The organism is Bacillus sp. NEAU-242-2, assembly GCF_027853835.1.
Lineage (GTDB): Bacteria > Bacillota > Bacilli > Bacillales > Bacillaceae > Bacillus > Bacillus velezensis.
In genome coordinates this window covers 1-15,518 of record NZ_JAPNNY010000002.1, presented here as the reverse complement: position 1 = coordinate 15,518, position 15,518 = coordinate 1, and the positions used below count along the sequence as shown (strand labels likewise).

Genomic DNA, 15,518 nt, shown 5'->3' with positions numbered 1-15,518 from the left:
CAACTGCAAACAAATTGCGGTTTTTTTTCGTCCAAACATATTATGGAAATGTTAGAATATTATATAAAAGGAGGAGTGGCCTTGTGAGTTCTGTTTTACCGTCATCGGAGGTTGGCGTTAAGATTAATGAATGGTACAAAATGATACGTCAGTTCAGTGTTCCGGATGCGGAGATTTTGAAAGCGGAAGTGGAGCAAGAAATAAATGAGATGGAAGAAGACGAGTATCTACTGATTTACTACACCCTCATGAAATTCCGCCATCAGCTCATGCTGGATTATTTAGAACCGGTGACTACCCGCGTGAGACCGACAATTGACGAGCTGCTGGAAAAAATCGAAGCATCAAATAAAGGAATTTCCGGCCTGCTGTGCTATTATTCTTTATTTTTCCGCGGCATGTATGAATTTGATCAAAAGCAGTATGTAAAGGCGATCGGCTTTTATAGAGAAGCTGAAAAACAACTCGTTCATGTGCATGATGAAATTGAGAGAGCGGAGTTTCATTTTAAACTGGCTGAAGCATATTACGGTATGAAACAAAGCCACGTCTCCATGCATCACGTAAAGCAAGCGCTCGATATTTACGATCAGTATGAGTTGTATAAGGTCCGGAAAATTCAATGTCTATTCGTCATCTCTGGGAATTATGTTGACTTTAAACGCTTTGAAAAAAGTTTGCCTCATTTAGAAAAAGCTTTAGAGTTGTCGAAACAAGTAAACAATAATGAAAGGCTGCTCAGTTCTGCTTATTACAACATAGGAAAGAATTACGGAGACCTAGAAGAATACAGTAATGCTGAAATCTACTTAAAAAAAGCAGCGGAGATATCTGAAAAGTATAAATTGGGTAACCTTCCGCATTCCTTGTTTACATACGCAAAGCTTCTATTTAAACAAGGGAAAACAAGCGAGGCGATTCAAATCAGCAAAAAGGGACTTTCATCAGCGATATATCAAGGGGATAAGCTGTTTGAATCTCTGCAAAAATATTTGGAGGCTTTATATATTAATGCAATAGACCAAATGGGAATCAAAAAAACAATTGATTACCTTGAGAAAAATAAAAACTATTCGTATGTAGAAGATATTGCTCTTGATACGGCTGCTGTTTATGCAGAATCAAAGCAATATGACAAATCTTATTTTTATCATCAAAAAATGATTCAAACGCAAAAACAAATTCAGAGGGGAGAATGCCTGTATGAATTTTAGAAAAGGCGTATTTATCATTGTATCGGCTGTCGTTTTAATGTCAGGGGCCGGTCTAACGGCTTCGGTTGTTTCATTTGATGGATCATATCAAGTTTCATCTGATCGTAATCAAACTTAAGAAGGAGAGTGCCAGTATGAAAAAAAGCATCTTCATTATTTTGGGTCTGTCGTTATCTTTAGTATGCGGATTGGGTGTGAACACAGTGGAAAAAACACATGATACCTTTCAAACTGCTTCGGATCGTTTTCAGACTTGAACAGCTTACGCCTTTTCTTCGGAAAAGGCTTTTTTAGTTTCTTCATTAGCTTCAAAACAAACACCTGTTTTTTCTTTTCAATTGTTCCATGGAGGGATTTTTCCTAAAGCGGGACATATTAAAGATAATCCGGTGCACTTTTCATTCAAAATCAGTCATTTGATCATCTCCCAACTTCATAAGTCTCAACGGATAAAAGAGAATCAAATACAATAATGTATCCCCCTTTAAGTTCTTCACACGAAATTCCTTCCGTAGGTGGTCCCGTAATGAACTGCGCAGATAACCTCGCGTATGTATCCGTCGTCATAAAGCTCGAACGATAATTCTGCTAATATTTAAAAAATATGGCACTCAATATTTATAAGTTCAATTTTCTTTTCAATTTAATGGAGGGAAAATAGAAAGGAGAGAAATGAGAAAGTATTTTGGGATCGTGTCGCTTATCATCCTTTTATTCACATTGTGTTTCCTGCCTCATATTCATTGGGCGCTTGGAATCCTAGGAATTGTTGTGGGGAGTATTCTAGCAATCAAATCGCCTAAAGGAATTGCAAAGAATATTTCTTTTGTTATCCTAGCACTTTGTTTACTTTTACTATTATTATTGATTGTGATGGGCGTTTTGATGGCAGGTCTAGTGGAAAATTAACCTTTAATTTATTATCCTATTTTGGGACCAGCTTATTCATTTTTAGCCAAATAAAAGATTAGGATTTGAAACAAAACGTCTGTTCCTATCAGAAAAGCATCTCCACACTGGCAGCGTAGAGGTCAGGGGTGCGAGCCCCTTGGCTCCATACCTTTATAAGTTTTTAATCCTCTGCAGCAGCCTCTGTGTTCCGCTTCATTTCTAACAACTCAAAATAAAGGAAAGAGAGAAAATGAAAAAGAAAATCTATCTTATATTATCTCTGTCAGCGGCAGTGGCACTTCTTTTAACAGCGCTCCCGGCTCTTTCTCCCATCATCTTCACGTCTGCTTCAGAAAAAGGAGCCATCAGGCATGACATTTATAAAAAAGGATATCCGTATCAAAGCTACTTTGCGATTCTTCAAAAAGAAGAAGGAGGCGGAGAGGCCGGGAACCTTTATTATGTAAATTGGTTCAATTGGAAAGATGAAACCGGACAGACGCCGCACGTATGTTATTCAAAAAAATCGTCCGAAGGCGAGTACAAAGTAAGCTGCGGAACCGGACCGTAATGATCAAGAGCCCCTCTCCAATGAGGGGCTTTTTTCGTCAAAGCTTGAATGCCGCTCCGTTTCCCATTTAATACCCCCGATAGAACGGCTGAACATAATGCCGATACGGATCATTCAGATAATGCGTATTTGGCTGATAAGGCTTATTCATATCATGAATACCCGTGTTTTCAGACTGTCCGCAGTATTTATCGGGACCTATCACAGTTGATTGCCGGATCGGTGAAACGGCTTTTTCCCACTCATGCTCATTCAAACAGTACGTATGCGCCATGATCTCAGGCGGCGTCAGACGGAGAATATCCGAGCCGTATATCACTTCAGGCGAAGGGGCGTCAAATATGGCTAAAAGATGGGTTTTGTCTGAAGTGGCGACTTCATAATGCCACCACCCCTGCGGAATATTCGCCACTTGCCCGGGGGTAATCGGGTAATTACGTATTTTCTGGGTGAACGGATTCAGCATCGACACCACCGCGGAACCCGAAATACAGTACACCAATTCAGCGGCGTTTTGATGGGTATGCGGTTCAATCACATTTGTTTTACTCAGAAAGATATCTAATAATGAAATATTTTCAAGCGTGTTTAACTGTTTAATCCCCAATACATTGATAAAGTTCCGAGCATCTTTCGTAAAAAAACGGCTCTCATTCACATCATAAGTGAACTGTGTATTCGGAGACGTGTAATCGATATCGGAAACCATGCAATCCCCCGCTTTCATCTTTAAACGTATATTCCCAAATATATGTGTCCCTGTTTCACCGGGTGATAAAAAAGGAGGTGAAATCCATAAATTCCAAATCCAACACAATATTGTGACGACTTTTTAAAGATTCATTTTAGATATATCTTTTATTCGAAATATCTCTTACTATAAAGATATATTGAAAATACATCTTTAGAAGGGTTGAGGATGAACATGCTGGATGAGAGAACAATAGACATCATCAAAAGCACAGTACCTGTATTGAAAACACATGGAGAAAACATCACCGGGCGCTTTTATAACCTGATGTTTCAAGATCATCCCGAACTGTTAAATATGTTTAACCAAACGAACCAAAAGAAACAGACTCAGCGCGCAGCATTGGCAAATGCAGTCATTGCGGCTGCGGCGAATATTGATCAATTAGAACAAATCATTCCGGCGGTCAGACAGATCGGCCATAAGCACACAAGCATCGGTGTAAAACCGGAACATTATCCGATTGTCGGAAAGTATCTGCTTCTGGCGATTAAGGATGTGCTGCAGGATGCCGCAACTCCTGAGATTATGCAGGCATGGGAAAAAGCTTACGGTGTTATTGCGGAGGCTTTCATCGGCATTGAAAAAGACATGTACAATGAAGCCGGATGGCAGGGGTATAAAGAATTTACGGTTATACAGAAAACAAAAGAAAGCAAAGATATCACATCGTTTTATATCAAACCGAGTGACGGCTCTTCGCTACCTGGATTTGAAGCGGGACAATATATCAGCATTAAAGTGCGGATTGCGGATTCGCCTTATACGCACATTCGCCAGTACAGTCTGTCTGATGCTTCTCGAAAAGGCGCATATCGGATTTCTGTGAAAAAGGACGGAGCGGTTTCTTCTCATCTCCACAATGAAGTTCAAGAGGGAGATAAACTTGAAGTCAGCGCACCCGCCGGAGATTTCAAGCTGTCTGCTGCCGAAAAACCGGTTGTTCTTATCAGTGCCGGTTCCGGAATCACGCCGATGATGAGCATGCTGAAAACAGCCGCCGAAAAACAGCCGGAGCGTTCCGTTACTTTTATTCATGCCGCGAAAAACGGAGAGTACGCCGCGTTCCGCAAAGAGGCTGAACAAGCTGCGGAGAATCATCCGAATATTAACGTCATTTATGTATACAGTGAACCGGCAGAACAAGACCGCTCAGGAGACAAGCCTTTTTACAGCGGCCGGATTGATCAAACCTTCTTGGAGCAGCTTCATCTGAATCAAGATGCTGAATGTTACTTGTGCGGGTCAGCGCAGTTTATGACGCAAATGAAAGATATGATTCTTGCACTCGGGTTTGACTCTGATTCTGTTCAATATGAATTGTTCGGCCCTCAGCTGAGCATGGCATAACAAAAAAAGACTCCTCAAAGAGGAGTCTTTTTTATTTGCACAATGTGTTCTTTCTCCGTCTTTTTCCCTATTTTATTGAAATTTTCATCAATGACCAGTAAAATTATAAATCTAGTGATTCCGGAATTAAAGGAAGGTTGATATGAAAAAGAAAGCAAAGACCAAAAGGGTGCTTGGGTGCCTTTTTGCTGTATCTCTTATATTCGGATTATTTCTGGTATCAATGGTATTTTCGAAATTCATAGTGACGGAAGAAAAACCGCCTGAAGAGGTGGACGAGCAGCAGGTCTTTATTGACAGCCTTTCCGGGCATGCTCAGATTTTATATGAGAAATATCATGTCCTTCCGAGCATCACCCTCGCACAGGCCATTCTCGAATCGGACTGGGGGAACAGTGAGCTTGCGGGGAAAGCGCGCAACCTGTTCGGTGTAAAAGGTGATTATAAAGGAAAACACGTCACGATGAAAACGGATGAATTTGAAAAAGGAAAACGAAAAACGATTCGGGCAAAATTCCGTAAATACAGCACGTTTTTTGAATCAATGGATGACCATGCCAAATTATTTGTCAACGGAACGTCTTGGAATAAAAAGAAGTACAAGCCCGTCATTGAAGCGGACAATTATAAAACAGCGGCGGCTGCCCTTCAAAAATCCGGCTACGCCACAGACCCCGGCTATGCTGAAAAAATTAAAGATGTCATAGAAACCTATAACCTGAATGAATATGACAAAATCAATGCCTCTCTTAAAGCAGTTGATATGAAAGGCGCCATCAAAGACCACGTCATTGAAGACGTGTGGTCCAAGCCGTCAAAAGAGCGGCATTCTATAAAACTGGCATCGGCGCAAAAGTTTACCGGCCAGCATATTAAAGTCGTATCTGAAAAACAAAACGGAGAATCCGTCTGGTACCAAATTCAAGTGAAAGATGAGCTGATCGGCTGGGTTGACCAAACCGCCGTCCAGTTAAGTGAAGAAACATAAGCATCAAAAAAAGCCGGCAGCTTGCCGGCTTTTTTACATTCCTTCAGTTTCAAACCTTTTAATATCACGTTTATGCCCCATCAGCACAAGGCAGTCACATTCATGAATGACAGTCTCCGGAGAAGGGGACAGCTGAATGTCTCCATTATGTTTCACGGCGAGAATGGTGCAGCCGAATCTGGCCCGGACGCCGAGATCAAGAATGGATTTTAAATGCAGCTTTTTCGTGGCTGAAAGCTCCACAATGCTGTATTCATCTGACAAATCGATGTAATTTAAGACGTTTTCATCTGAAAGGCTTTGCGCAATCCGCACGCCCATATCCTTTTCGGGATGGATAATACGGTCAGCACCGATCTTTTCAAGCACTTTGTGATGATAATAGTTTTGCGCTTTCACCCAAATATTAGGGATGTTCAGCTCCTTCAATAACAGCGTCGTCAGCGTGCTTGCCTGAATGTTGGCGCCGATTGCTACGATGACATATTCAAAATTTCTGATGCCGAGCGACTGAAGCTCGCTTTCTTCCGTTGAATTTGCCCGCACGGCATGCGTGGCATAAGAGGAGTATGCGTTGACCCGCTCTTCGCTGATATCGATCGCAAGCACCTCATGCCCCATTTTAAAAAGCTCTTTACAGATGCTTCCGCCGAAACGGCCGAGTCCGATGACGGCAAATTGTTTATTTTTGATTTTTCCCAATCCTCATAACTCCTTAAGAAACTGTTTTCGTCACTCCAAATACAACAAACAAGAATGTACTCCTGTTTCAGGGGTTTGTCAATGCGAGGGCCGGAAGAAAGAAAACAGCACAAAAAAAGACCGGCTGACAAGCGATGAGCTTGTGCCGGTCCGTTTTTCGCAATTATTTGCAGTTGCAAGGCTGTGTCGGCGGTGTGCTGCGTTTTTGAACAACAATTGTGTCCTCAGCATAGAATTTAGAGCCGATGCTTAATGATTTATTTTCTGCACGGAACTTATATGTACCTGCAGCAGGCAATGTTTTATTATTAAGAGAAAGCTTAAATTCCGCTGCGCCGAGCAAATCAATGTTTAACGGAAGTCTGACTGTTTTGCCGTTATTCAGAATCTGTCTTTCACGCAAAGCGTGTCCGTTGACTGTATCTTTTGTTGTAGCCGCAAATCCGCTAGGAAGGGTAAATTCCATAACGCCTAAGCTCAGGATCGTGTTCGGACGGTACGTCAATTCGATATCAGAAAATGACCATTCCTGCTGGCTGGCACCTGTATATTTTGCAAATAAGGTAGCAGTCGCTTTCGCGGACATTTCCGGCTCGTGAACGGTTGAGCCTGACTCAGCGGCGAATGACGCTGTCGGCAGAGAAAGAAGCAAAACCAGGCCGAATAAACTTGCCATGACAGTTGAGAAAAATTTCTGTTTCATTTTCATAAATCCCCCTAAAAAAAATTTGCTGATTGTTCTTAAAAAAGAACGACCATACCTATAAAAATTTACCATCAATTTTAATGGAAGTAAATGGGGTTATGTTCCTATATTTTCTCAAAAATAATCAAATCACGACAAAAAACGCCTGAATCAAAATCAGGCGTTTTTTTCGTCTGTTTCTATCGGAATAAATTTAAAAATCTCCCCGCTCTGAACCGAGTCGGCGAGCCGCTTCAGCCAATGATAATAAGCTTTCGAGCTTTCAAGCTGATCATATAACTGCCGCGCTTCTTCCTGTAATTCCGCGCTGCCTTCCTCGGCCAGCAAAACGGACTGCAAATCCGCCTGGGCCTGTACGATGGCGGACAAATTCACCTGAACTTCACGGTCCCATTTCGGCGGAAAGAAATTCGTGAAAAACGTAAAGAAATCCTTTTCCGCTACAAACGTATGCTTCCGTGTGCCGCGGTGAAAGGTTTTTTTGACCACATTTAAATCCTGCAGCTTTTTGACGCCTGTGCTCATACTCGGTTTGCTCATCTGCAGTTCCTCACGCATTTCGTCAAGCGTCATTTCATCCCTCATATACATTGTTCCGTATAAAATCCCGACACTCCGGGTGATTCCGTAAAGATCCATCGTCTCTGCAATGGAATCAATGACAAGATCCCTGGCTTGTTCTATAGCTGTGAATTCTGGATTCTCATCCATACTGTCCCTCTTTTCCTCTTGAAGTTTAAATTTGTTAAGTCATTTCTTTATGTTCTTAATCTTAACGAATCATGACAAAATGTCAAAATCTAAACGGACTGACCGGGTTTTGACAGGCAAAAAAACATGTGTTAAATTAACATTGTTAAAAACATTAAATTTTTATTTAACAAACTTACTTATCGGTAAGGAGGACTCTTATGAGCAAAACGCTTTATATCGGCGGCGAATGGATCAGTGCAGAAAAAAAACAGACCCGCCGTATCATTAATCCATTTAATCAAGAAGAAATTGCAACGGTATGCGAAGGAGACCGGGATGATGCGGTGAAAGCCATCGCCGCAGCCAGAAAAGCATTTGATGAAGGGGAGTGGCCGGTGCTTTCCGGGCTCGAGCGCGGACAATTTGTTCTGAAAATTGCGGAATTAATCAGACGCGATCTGAACGAATTAGCTGAGCTGGAATCGCTTGACACAGGAAAAACGATTGAAGAAAGTAAAGCCGATATGGATGATATCGCAAATGTATTTCAATATTATGCCGGTTTGGCGGATAAAGACGGAGGCGAAGTCATTTCATCTCCGATTCCCGATTCAGTAAGTAAAATCGTCAGAGAGCCAATTGGCGTATGCGGACAAATTACGCCGTGGAACTATCCGCTCCTTCAGGCGAGCTGGAAAATCGCTCCCGCTCTTGCGGCCGGAAACACGATCGTTTTAAAGCCGAGCGAGATTACTCCGCTGACAACCATTAAAGTCTTTCAATTAATAGAAGAAGCCGGTATTCCGAAAGGGGCCGCCAATCTCGTGCTGGGGCCGGGCGCTTCTGTCGGCGACGAGCTGGCGAGAAACCTTGACGTCGATTTGGTCTCTTTTACGGGCGGAATTGAAACAGGCAAAAAAATCATGCAGGCGGCAAGCGGCAACGTGAAAAAGATTGCCCTGGAGCTTGGCGGCAAGAATCCGAATATCGTATTTCAAGATGCAGATCTCGAAACAGCTGCAGATCAAGCGCTGAACGCCGTGTTTTTCCATGCCGGCCAAGTTTGTTCGGCAGGGTCCCGTCTTTTGGTGGACGAAGCCATTCATGATGAATTTTTAGCCGAGCTGATCAAGCGCACGAAACGCATCAAATTAGGAAACGGTTTTCATGAAGATACGGAAAGCGGTCCGCTGATTTCCGCCGAGCATCGGGCCAAAGTCGAAAAATACGTAGAAATCGGTATCGAAGAAGGGGCAAAACTGGAAACAGGCGGCAAACGTCCTGATGATCCCGCCCTTCAAAACGGTTTCTTCTATGAACCTACTATTTTCTCAAACTGCAAGTCTGATATGCGGATAGTCCAAGAGGAGATCTTCGGCCCCGTTTTAACAGTTGAGTCATTTTCTTCTGAAGAAGAAGTGATCAGACTTGCCAACGATACCATTTACGGGCTGGCCGGAGCGGTATGGTCAAAGGATATTGAAAAATGCGAACGCGTAGCCGCCAAACTGCGGATGGGAACGGTATGGATCAATGATTTCCACCCGTATTTCGCGCAAGCGCCATGGGGCGGGTACAAACAATCGGGCTTCGGCCGTGAGCTCGGTAAAATCGGCCTGGAAGAATACACGGAAATCAAACATATTTACCGCAACACGAAACCTGCGGCTGTGAACTGGTTTCAAGCATAATTAGGAGGAGATAAATATGACATTAAATATGAAAGTAGAAAGCATGCATAAATTCCATACATTCGAAATCCCGACAGTCATTAAACACGGAATCGGCGCGATTCAGCACGCGGGAAGTGAAGTCAGAGCGCTTGGCGTCACAAAAGCGCTGCTCGTAACAGACCCGGGAATTTATAACGCGGGAGTGGCAAACCCGGTCATTGAATCTTTGCAGGAAGCGGGCATCGAAGTCGTCCTGTTTAACAAAGTGGAGCCGAACCCGCCTGTACGTCTTGTGAACGAAGGATCAGAACTGTATAAAAAAGAAAACTGCAACGGTCTTGTGGCTGTCGGCGGCGGAAGCTCCATGGATACGGCGAAAGCGATCGGGGTAGAAGCGACACACGAAGGAAGCGTGCTTGATTATGAAGCCGCGGAAGGCAAAAAGCCGCTGGAAAACCGCATTCCTCCGCTGACAACGATCCCGACGACTGCGGGAACAGGTTCAGAGGTCACACAATGGGCGGTCATTACAGATGAGGAAAGAGAATTTAAATTCAATACGGGCGGACCGCTTATCGCTGCGCATCTAACGGTCATTGACCCTGAGCTGCACACGTCCATGCCTCCGCATGTGACGGCCATGACAGGTATTGATGCACTTGCGCACGCCATCGAGTGCTATACGATGAAATTCGCGCAGCCGATCACTGATGCCGTCGCTTTAATGGCCATTGAATATGCGGCGCATTATATTAAGCGCGCGTTTGCGGACGGAGAGGATTTGGAAGCAAGATACGGCATGGCGCAGGCGGCGATGCTTGCCGGCCTTTCATACGGCAGTGAATCAGCAGGCGCGGCGCATGCGATGAGCCAGACGCTCGGCGGCATTATCCCTGTCGCTCACGGACAATGCGTCGCAGCTATGATGGGACCGGTAATGGAATACAACTGGAAAGGCTATCCGGAAAAATTCGCCCGCATCGCCAAAGCATTCGGAATCGATACAAGCAACATGACAACTGAAGAAGCGGCAAAAGCGTCCGTCAACTGGATGTATGATCTTGTAAAAGATTTAGAGGTGCCGAGTTTAGAAGAACAAGGTGTGTCTCCGGACATGATTGAACGGTTATCAAAAGAAGCCATGAAAGATCCGCAAACATTCGGAAATCCAAGAGATTTGAATGAGAAAGCATACAACTGGATTTACAAACGTTGCTTTGACTTAACGCCGAAAACGGTATAATAAATGAACCCCGCTCCTTTACAGAGCGGGGTTTTTTAAGGATAATGTCAAGAAAAAGGCGGTGGTGGCTGATGTGGAAACGCATAACAGCAAAGACGGAAGGCGTATATATAGCGGATACCGAACAATTTGTTACTAAAAAGATGGACAAGCTTCGCGCGGAATACGGCGGGTTTCCCGGTGACCTGCATTTCGGACTGACAAAAAAGGCCGGCGCGCGTGAGCCGATGTATGAAAGAGGAACGGAAATTTTTAACCGGAGACAAATTTCAATCGTGTCCATGGAGGAATGTGATGACATTGCGGAGAAGATGGGGATTTCTCATATCTTTCCCGAATGGCTCGGCGCTAACATTGCAATCAGTGGTTTTTCTGCGCTGACGCCGCTTAAAGAAGGAAGCAGAATGATATTTCCAAGCGGTGCGTCTCTGTTGTGTGAAGGAGAAAATGATCCGTGCATTCAGCCGGGAGAAGTTATTCAATCCTTTTATCCGGATCAGCCAAAACTCCCGCGGCGTTTGTGAGGCACGCGATGGGCAGAAGAGGAATTGTCTGTATTGTTGAACGCCCGGGTGATATATGCACGGGCGATGCGGTCACCATCCATTCTTATGAACCGAAACGCGCCAAGAAAAAAATCGAGAAGGTCTGAGTCAGACCTTCTCGATTTTTTGTTTGATTTCTTCTATTTGATTGATGTGACGCTTTTCATGATGGCCGATAAAATCAATCCACTGGCGGATCGTCAGTTCTTGAAAAACAGGATGCGGAAGCACACGTTCAAAGTCTTCCTCGTTTAATGATGAAATAACTGCGGTCAGCTGCTGTCTTGCCGTATCTAATTCTTGTTTTGCCTCAATGACTGATATTCGGTTTTGCTCAGGTTCGAGGTGTGACGGCGCCGGCCGTTTATTTGATCTGTCCTCTATAAACTCCATCGGTTTGTCTTCGATTTTTTTAAACGGTGCGTCTTTTGCCTGCTTTGATAAAAGGGTCTGCGCTGTTTCGTCAATTTTCTTTAAATGGTCAAGGACTTCCCGCACGCTCCACTCATCAGCCGCGGGCTTTCGATTGAATTCCTCATCAGAGAGTCCTTTCAGTACTTCCCAGGTCTGCTGTCTGGCTTCATTAAAAATGCTCATCCTATCTCCTCCTTTAGAGTAAACATATCATATCCGGATTGGATAATCATGTAATCAGCCTTCCTTATCAGAAAATTGAAACCATTTGCCTTTACATCCGTATATAAAGTAACACTCCGACACTAAGCCGAAAGGAGGATAGAATGTGGACATATTTCATCTGCCGCTTGAAACGGTCTATCTTTACACATTGATTATTTCGGGAAGTCTCACGCTTTTGATTCTGTTTTTTCAAGATGTGTTTCACGGCCTCTCGGAAGCCATTCCTGTTTCATTTTTAAACCCTGCATTGATTCTGTCTTTTTTAACAATCTTTTCAGCCTCAGGTTATATCGGCGAAATCGCCGCTCCGCTATCAAGTCCTGTCATTGCGTTAATTTCATTTGTTCTTTCGGTTCTTTTGGTCAGCCTGCTTCATTTCTTCGTCCTTGTCCCGCTTTCATCAGCGGAAGAATCGCTCTCATATCGGGAGACAGATTTAAAGGGCAGAGTCGGCAGGGTCATTACTTCCGTCCCGAAAGACGGCTATGGGGAAGTGATCATAGAGGGAATAGGGGGCGCCATTTCTAAATCAGCCGTCAGCTTTGATCAAGAACAGATCAAGTACGGAACGGCCGTATTAGTGATTGACGTGAAAGACGGAGTGCTTTTTGTGACGCCGCATGAACCAATCTGATATCTAAGGGGGAACTGTTATGACTATGCCGATTATCATTGTTATCGGAATCGTATTCTTTTTACTCATCGCACTTATTGCTGTATTTATTACGAAGTACCGGACAGCGGGGCCGGATGAAGCCCTTATCGTGACCGGAAGTTATTTGGGAAATAAGAACGTCCACATTGATGAAGGCGGAAATCGTCTGAAAATCGTCCGGGGCGGGGGAACGTTCGTGCTCCCGGTATTCCAGCAGGCAGAACCTCTCAGTTTACTGTCAAGCAAACTTGATGTCTCTACACCTGAAGTCTATACAGAGCAAGGCGTGCCGGTAATGGCCGACGGAACCGCCATTATTAAAATCGGAGGCTCCATCGGTGAAATCGCCACAGCAGCTGAACAATTTTTGGGGAAATCCAAGGACGACCGTGAGCAGGAGGCGCGAGAGGTGCTGGAAGGCCATCTGCGCTCCATCCTCGGCTCCATGACCGTTGAAGAGATTTATAAAAACAGGGAAAAGTTTTCTCAGGAAGTCCAGCGTGTCGCGTCTCAGGATCTTGCTAAAATGGGGCTGATGATCGTTTCTTTTACGATTAAAGACGTCCGGGATAAAAACGGCTATCTTGAATCATTAGGTAAGCCGAGAATCGCCCAAGTCAAGCGGGATGCGGACATTGCCACGGCAGAAGCGGATAAAGAGACGAGGATTAAACGCGCGGCCGCTGATAAAGACGCAAAAAAATCAGAGCTGGAGCGGGCGACGGAAATAGCTGAAGCGGAAAAAATCAATCAGCTGAAAATGGCGGAATACAGAAGAGAGCAGGATACAGCAAAAGCTAATGCCGACCAGGCATATGATCTTGAAACCGCAAAAGCGCGCCAGCAGGTGACAGAGCAGGAAATGCAAATTAAAATTATTGAGCGGCAAAAGCAGATTGAATTGGAGGAAAAAGAAATTCTGCGCCGTGAGCGCCAATATGACTCTGAAGTGAAGAAAAAAGCCGATGCTGACCGTTACTCGGTGGAACAAGCGGCCGCGGCCGCAAAAGCGAAGCAGCTCGCAGAAGCGGATGCCGAGCAGTACAGCATCGAAGCGATGGCCAAGGCGGAAGCGGAACGCGTGAGAATTGACGGTCTTGCTAAAGCGGAGGCTGAAAAGGCGAGAGGAGAAACCGAAGCGGAAGTCATCCGCCTGAAAGGTCTCGCAGAAGCGGAAGCTAAAGAAAAAATCGCCGACGCATTCGAAAAATACGGGCAGGCTGCAATCCTTGATATGATTGTGAAAATGCTGCCTGAATACGCAAAACAAGTCTCAGCGCCTCTTTCAAACATTGATAAAATTACCGTCGTGGATACGGGAGGAAGCGGTGAAAACGGCGGAGCCAATAAAGTCACAGGCTACGCAACCAATTTAATGGCCGGTCTCCAGGAAAGCTTAAAAGCATCTTCCGGAATCAATGTAAAAGAGCTGATTGAGAATTTTTCAGGCAAAGGAAACATAAAACAAAGCATAAATGAACTTACAAAAGAACTGAGTGATTCTAACGAACGGCACAGCCCGGAATAAAAAAACAGCAGGCGTAAACCGCCTGCTGTTTCAGTTCGTCCGCTTAGCTTCAAGAAGCCGCGGCGCAGTCATGAATAATAAGATAAGGACAATGGCTGAAAGGATAAAAGAAGGAATCATGTAAGTCGCGTTATAGACGGATGAATAAATCCAGACCGGCGTACCCTTCGGAGCATAGCTTCCGAAAAAGACAGCTCCGGAGACCACATGCGCCGCATAGCGCAGTGCACTGCCGATGAAAACACCGCCTATAACATACATCGTTAAAGAGCCTCTTTTTTTATTCAATGCCGATGCTCGTACACCGGAAGCAAACAAGCCGCTGAAACCGAGAACTGCAAATGCCGCGATGTAATCGAGAAATAGCTGCACCGGGTGCTGCAAAAACAAATTGCCGATGGCGATCTGGACAATCCCTGTTAAAAAGCCTGTCGTAAGCCCGGCCTTCACTCCCCAGCGGAATGAAATCAAAAAAATCGGAATCATCATAATAGAGACCGAACCGCCTTGGGGCATCCGGAGAAACATACCTGAGACAATGTCCAGAATGACAGCCGCCCCGGTCATAATCGCTATTTCAATTAAGCGCACAAGCTGTGTTGAATGATTCATAGTTTTCCCCCTGGTCAGACAACCGTATCAAGGATAAACAAAAAAGCAGCGCGGGGAAGGATGGGAAAAGGTCCGCGCGCTGCTTACATAAACTGCAAATCATTTGGCTTTGCCACATCCCTACGCCAGCGTTAACTAACAGGTTCAAAGGGTCAGAACAAAACGTTCACTCTCAGCTTTAATGCTCCCCTTGTGGTCATCAAGTATTTAGTTCAATCTTACTATACAAGAAAATAGGCCAAACCACAAGACAGCTTATCTTTCTATAGAAGAGAAACTGAAATAAGGTATGAAAGAAAATAATTAATGATTTTTTTAAAAAACTATTGTCATATTTTCAAAAGGGTGTTATATTATTAAACGTCGCTGATGGACAGCAGACAACAACAAAAAGCTTCGGAAACAACTTAAAAAAAGTTGTTGACATAAAAGAAGCTGAGTGGTAAGATAATAAAGCTGCTTCAACAAGCGGTAATGATCTTTGAAAACTAAACAAGACAAAACGTACCTGTTAATTCAAAGTTTTAAATAAATCGCACAGCGATGTGCGTAGTCAGTCAAACTAAGGTCTGCACGATGCAGATCACACAGACGTTACTGCAGGATGCAGTGAACTTAGTCTGTGATCCATTTATCGGAGAGTTTGATCCTGGCTCAGGACGAACGCTGGCGGCGTGCCTAATACATGCAAGTCGAGCGGACAGATGGGAGCTTGCTCCCTGATGTTAGCGGCGGACGGGTGAGTAACACGTGGGTA

Annotated in this window: 15 protein-coding genes, 1 rRNA gene, 1 pseudogene and 1 riboswitch; of the genes and pseudogenes, 11 read left to right on the top strand and 6 right to left on the bottom strand. The window is 44.2% G+C overall.

Features of this window, described 5'->3' with window-relative positions; all coding sequences use genetic code 11:
• Positions 1-83: 83 nt before the first annotated feature.
• The 3 genes from OWN49_RS05025 to OWN49_RS05015 all read left to right on the top strand — a co-directional run bounded on the left by OWN49_RS05025 (position 84) and on the right by OWN49_RS05015 (position 2,676).
• Complete coding sequence (locus OWN49_RS05025; protein ID WP_070082263.1) at positions 84-1,214, top strand: Rap family tetratricopeptide repeat protein; 1,131 nt, start codon at positions 84-86, stop codon at positions 1,212-1,214.
• A gap of 134 nt (positions 1,215-1,348) precedes the next feature.
• Positions 1,349-1,471: a hypothetical protein gene (locus OWN49_RS05020; RefSeq protein WP_255219923.1), complete on the top strand. Its 123-nt coding sequence runs from the start codon at positions 1,349-1,351 to the stop codon at positions 1,469-1,471.
• Between the two features lie 884 nt (positions 1,472-2,355).
• The gene (locus OWN49_RS05015) at positions 2,356-2,676 is read left to right on the top strand and encodes a hypothetical protein (RefSeq protein ID WP_173612858.1); all 321 of its coding nucleotides are present in this window, start codon (positions 2,356-2,358) and stop codon (positions 2,674-2,676) included.
• 67 nt (positions 2,677-2,743) lie between these two features.
• Here the strand turns inward: OWN49_RS05015 and OWN49_RS05010 are convergent, their stop codons facing one another.
• The gene (locus tag OWN49_RS05010) at positions 2,744-3,385 is read right to left on the bottom strand and encodes a cupin domain-containing protein (protein ID WP_094247622.1); all 642 of its coding nucleotides are present in this window, start codon (positions 3,383-3,385) and stop codon (positions 2,744-2,746) included.
• Positions 3,386-3,601: 216 nt separating this feature from the next.
• On the opposite strand from OWN49_RS05010, the gene hmpA reads away from it, so the two are divergent.
• Both hmpA and OWN49_RS05000 read left to right on the top strand, forming a co-directional pair.
• The gene (hmpA, locus tag OWN49_RS05005; protein WP_094247926.1) at positions 3,602-4,777 is read left to right on the top strand and encodes an NO-inducible flavohemoprotein; all 1,176 of its coding nucleotides are present in this window, start codon (positions 3,602-3,604) and stop codon (positions 4,775-4,777) included.
• Between the two features lie 142 nt (positions 4,778-4,919).
• A complete protein-coding gene (locus OWN49_RS05000) occupies positions 4,920-5,765 on the top strand; it encodes a glucosaminidase domain-containing protein (protein WP_070082259.1) in 846 nt (281 codons plus the stop codon).
• Positions 5,766-5,798: 33 nt separating this feature from the next.
• On the opposite strand, the gene OWN49_RS04995 is transcribed toward OWN49_RS05000, so the two are convergent.
• The 3 genes from OWN49_RS04995 to cudC all read right to left on the bottom strand — a co-directional run bounded on the left by OWN49_RS04995 (position 5,799) and on the right by cudC (position 7,884).
• Entirely contained in the window at positions 5,799-6,467 is a 669-nt protein-coding gene (locus tag OWN49_RS04995) for a potassium channel family protein (protein ID WP_058906302.1), read from the bottom strand.
• Between the two features lie 163 nt (positions 6,468-6,630).
• A complete protein-coding gene (gene bslA, locus OWN49_RS04990) occupies positions 6,631-7,170 on the bottom strand; it encodes a biofilm surface layer hydrophobin BslA (protein WP_070082729.1) in 540 nt (179 codons plus the stop codon).
• A 159-nt stretch (positions 7,171-7,329) separates the two neighbouring features.
• Entirely contained in the window at positions 7,330-7,884 is a 555-nt protein-coding gene (gene cudC, locus OWN49_RS04985; protein WP_071392220.1) for a choline uptake/conversion transcriptional regulator CudC, read from the bottom strand.
• A 200-nt stretch (positions 7,885-8,084) separates the two neighbouring features.
• Here cudC and betB point away from each other — a divergent pair, with 200 nt between their 5' ends.
• From betB to OWN49_RS04970, 3 genes and pseudogenes are all read left to right on the top strand, one after another.
• Positions 8,085-9,557 carry a betaine-aldehyde dehydrogenase gene (gene betB, locus OWN49_RS04980; RefSeq protein ID WP_003152180.1) on the top strand — a complete coding sequence of 491 codons (1,473 nt, stop codon included), beginning with the start codon at positions 8,085-8,087 and terminating at the stop codon, positions 9,555-9,557.
• Positions 9,558-9,573: 16 nt separating this feature from the next.
• Positions 9,574-10,782 carry a choline dehydrogenase gene (gbsB, locus tag OWN49_RS04975; RefSeq protein ID WP_003152181.1) on the top strand — a complete coding sequence of 403 codons (1,209 nt, stop codon included), beginning with the start codon at positions 9,574-9,576 and terminating at the stop codon, positions 10,780-10,782.
• 71 nt (positions 10,783-10,853) lie between these two features.
• A pseudogene (locus tag OWN49_RS04970) lies at positions 10,854-11,434 on the top strand (MOSC domain-containing protein).
• A 1-nt stretch (position 11,435) separates the two neighbouring features.
• Here OWN49_RS04970 and OWN49_RS04965 read toward each other — a convergent pair.
• A complete protein-coding gene (locus OWN49_RS04965) occupies positions 11,436-11,924 on the bottom strand; it encodes a DinB family protein (RefSeq protein WP_070082256.1) in 489 nt (162 codons plus the stop codon).
• 145 nt (positions 11,925-12,069) lie between these two features.
• Between OWN49_RS04965 and OWN49_RS04960 the strand changes: the two genes are divergently transcribed.
• Both OWN49_RS04960 and OWN49_RS04955 read left to right on the top strand, forming a co-directional pair.
• Positions 12,070-12,600: an NfeD family protein gene (locus OWN49_RS04960; protein WP_176283502.1), complete on the top strand. Its 531-nt coding sequence runs from the start codon at positions 12,070-12,072 to the stop codon at positions 12,598-12,600.
• A gap of 19 nt (positions 12,601-12,619) precedes the next feature.
• Positions 12,620-14,149, top strand: a complete 1,530-nt coding sequence (locus OWN49_RS04955; RefSeq protein ID WP_024085720.1) for a flotillin family protein — start codon at positions 12,620-12,622, stop codon at positions 14,147-14,149.
• A gap of 30 nt (positions 14,150-14,179) precedes the next feature.
• Here the strand turns inward: OWN49_RS04955 and thiT are convergent, their stop codons facing one another.
• A complete protein-coding gene (gene thiT, locus OWN49_RS04950) occupies positions 14,180-14,761 on the bottom strand; it encodes an energy-coupled thiamine transporter ThiT (RefSeq protein WP_077722740.1) in 582 nt (193 codons plus the stop codon).
• Positions 14,762-14,861: 100 nt separating this feature from the next.
• Positions 14,862-14,962, bottom strand: a riboswitch (TPP riboswitch).
• A gap of 430 nt (positions 14,963-15,392) precedes the next feature.
• Here thiT and OWN49_RS04945 point away from each other — a divergent pair.
• Positions 15,393-15,518, top strand: a 16S ribosomal RNA gene (locus OWN49_RS04945); the annotation flags it as partial.

Coding starts and splice junctions, on each gene's coding strand:
- cudC (WP_071392220.1), bottom strand. CDS start 7,884: ATGGATGAGAATCCAGAATTCACAGCTATAGAACAAGCCAGGGATCTT.
- OWN49_RS05000 (WP_070082259.1), top strand. CDS start 4,920: ATGAAAAAGAAAGCAAAGACCAAAAGGGTGCTTGGGTGCCTTTTTGCT.
- thiT (WP_077722740.1), bottom strand. CDS start 14,761: ATGAATCATTCAACACAGCTTGTGCGCTTAATTGAAATAGCGATTATG.
- hmpA (WP_094247926.1), top strand. CDS start 3,602: ATGCTGGATGAGAGAACAATAGACATCATCAAAAGCACAGTACCTGTA.
- OWN49_RS04955 (WP_024085720.1), top strand. CDS start 12,620: ATGACTATGCCGATTATCATTGTTATCGGAATCGTATTCTTTTTACTC.
- bslA (WP_070082729.1), bottom strand. CDS start 7,170: ATGAAACAGAAATTTTTCTCAACTGTCATGGCAAGTTTATTCGGCCTG.
- betB (WP_003152180.1), top strand. CDS start 8,085: ATGAGCAAAACGCTTTATATCGGCGGCGAATGGATCAGTGCAGAAAAA.
- gbsB (WP_003152181.1), top strand. CDS start 9,574: ATGACATTAAATATGAAAGTAGAAAGCATGCATAAATTCCATACATTC.
- OWN49_RS04965 (WP_070082256.1), bottom strand. CDS start 11,924: ATGAGCATTTTTAATGAAGCCAGACAGCAGACCTGGGAAGTACTGAAA.
- OWN49_RS05020 (WP_255219923.1), top strand. CDS start 1,349: ATGAAAAAAAGCATCTTCATTATTTTGGGTCTGTCGTTATCTTTAGTA.
- OWN49_RS05015 (WP_173612858.1), top strand. CDS start 2,356: ATGAAAAAGAAAATCTATCTTATATTATCTCTGTCAGCGGCAGTGGCA.
- OWN49_RS05010 (WP_094247622.1), bottom strand. CDS start 3,385: ATGGTTTCCGATATCGATTACACGTCTCCGAATACACAGTTCACTTAT.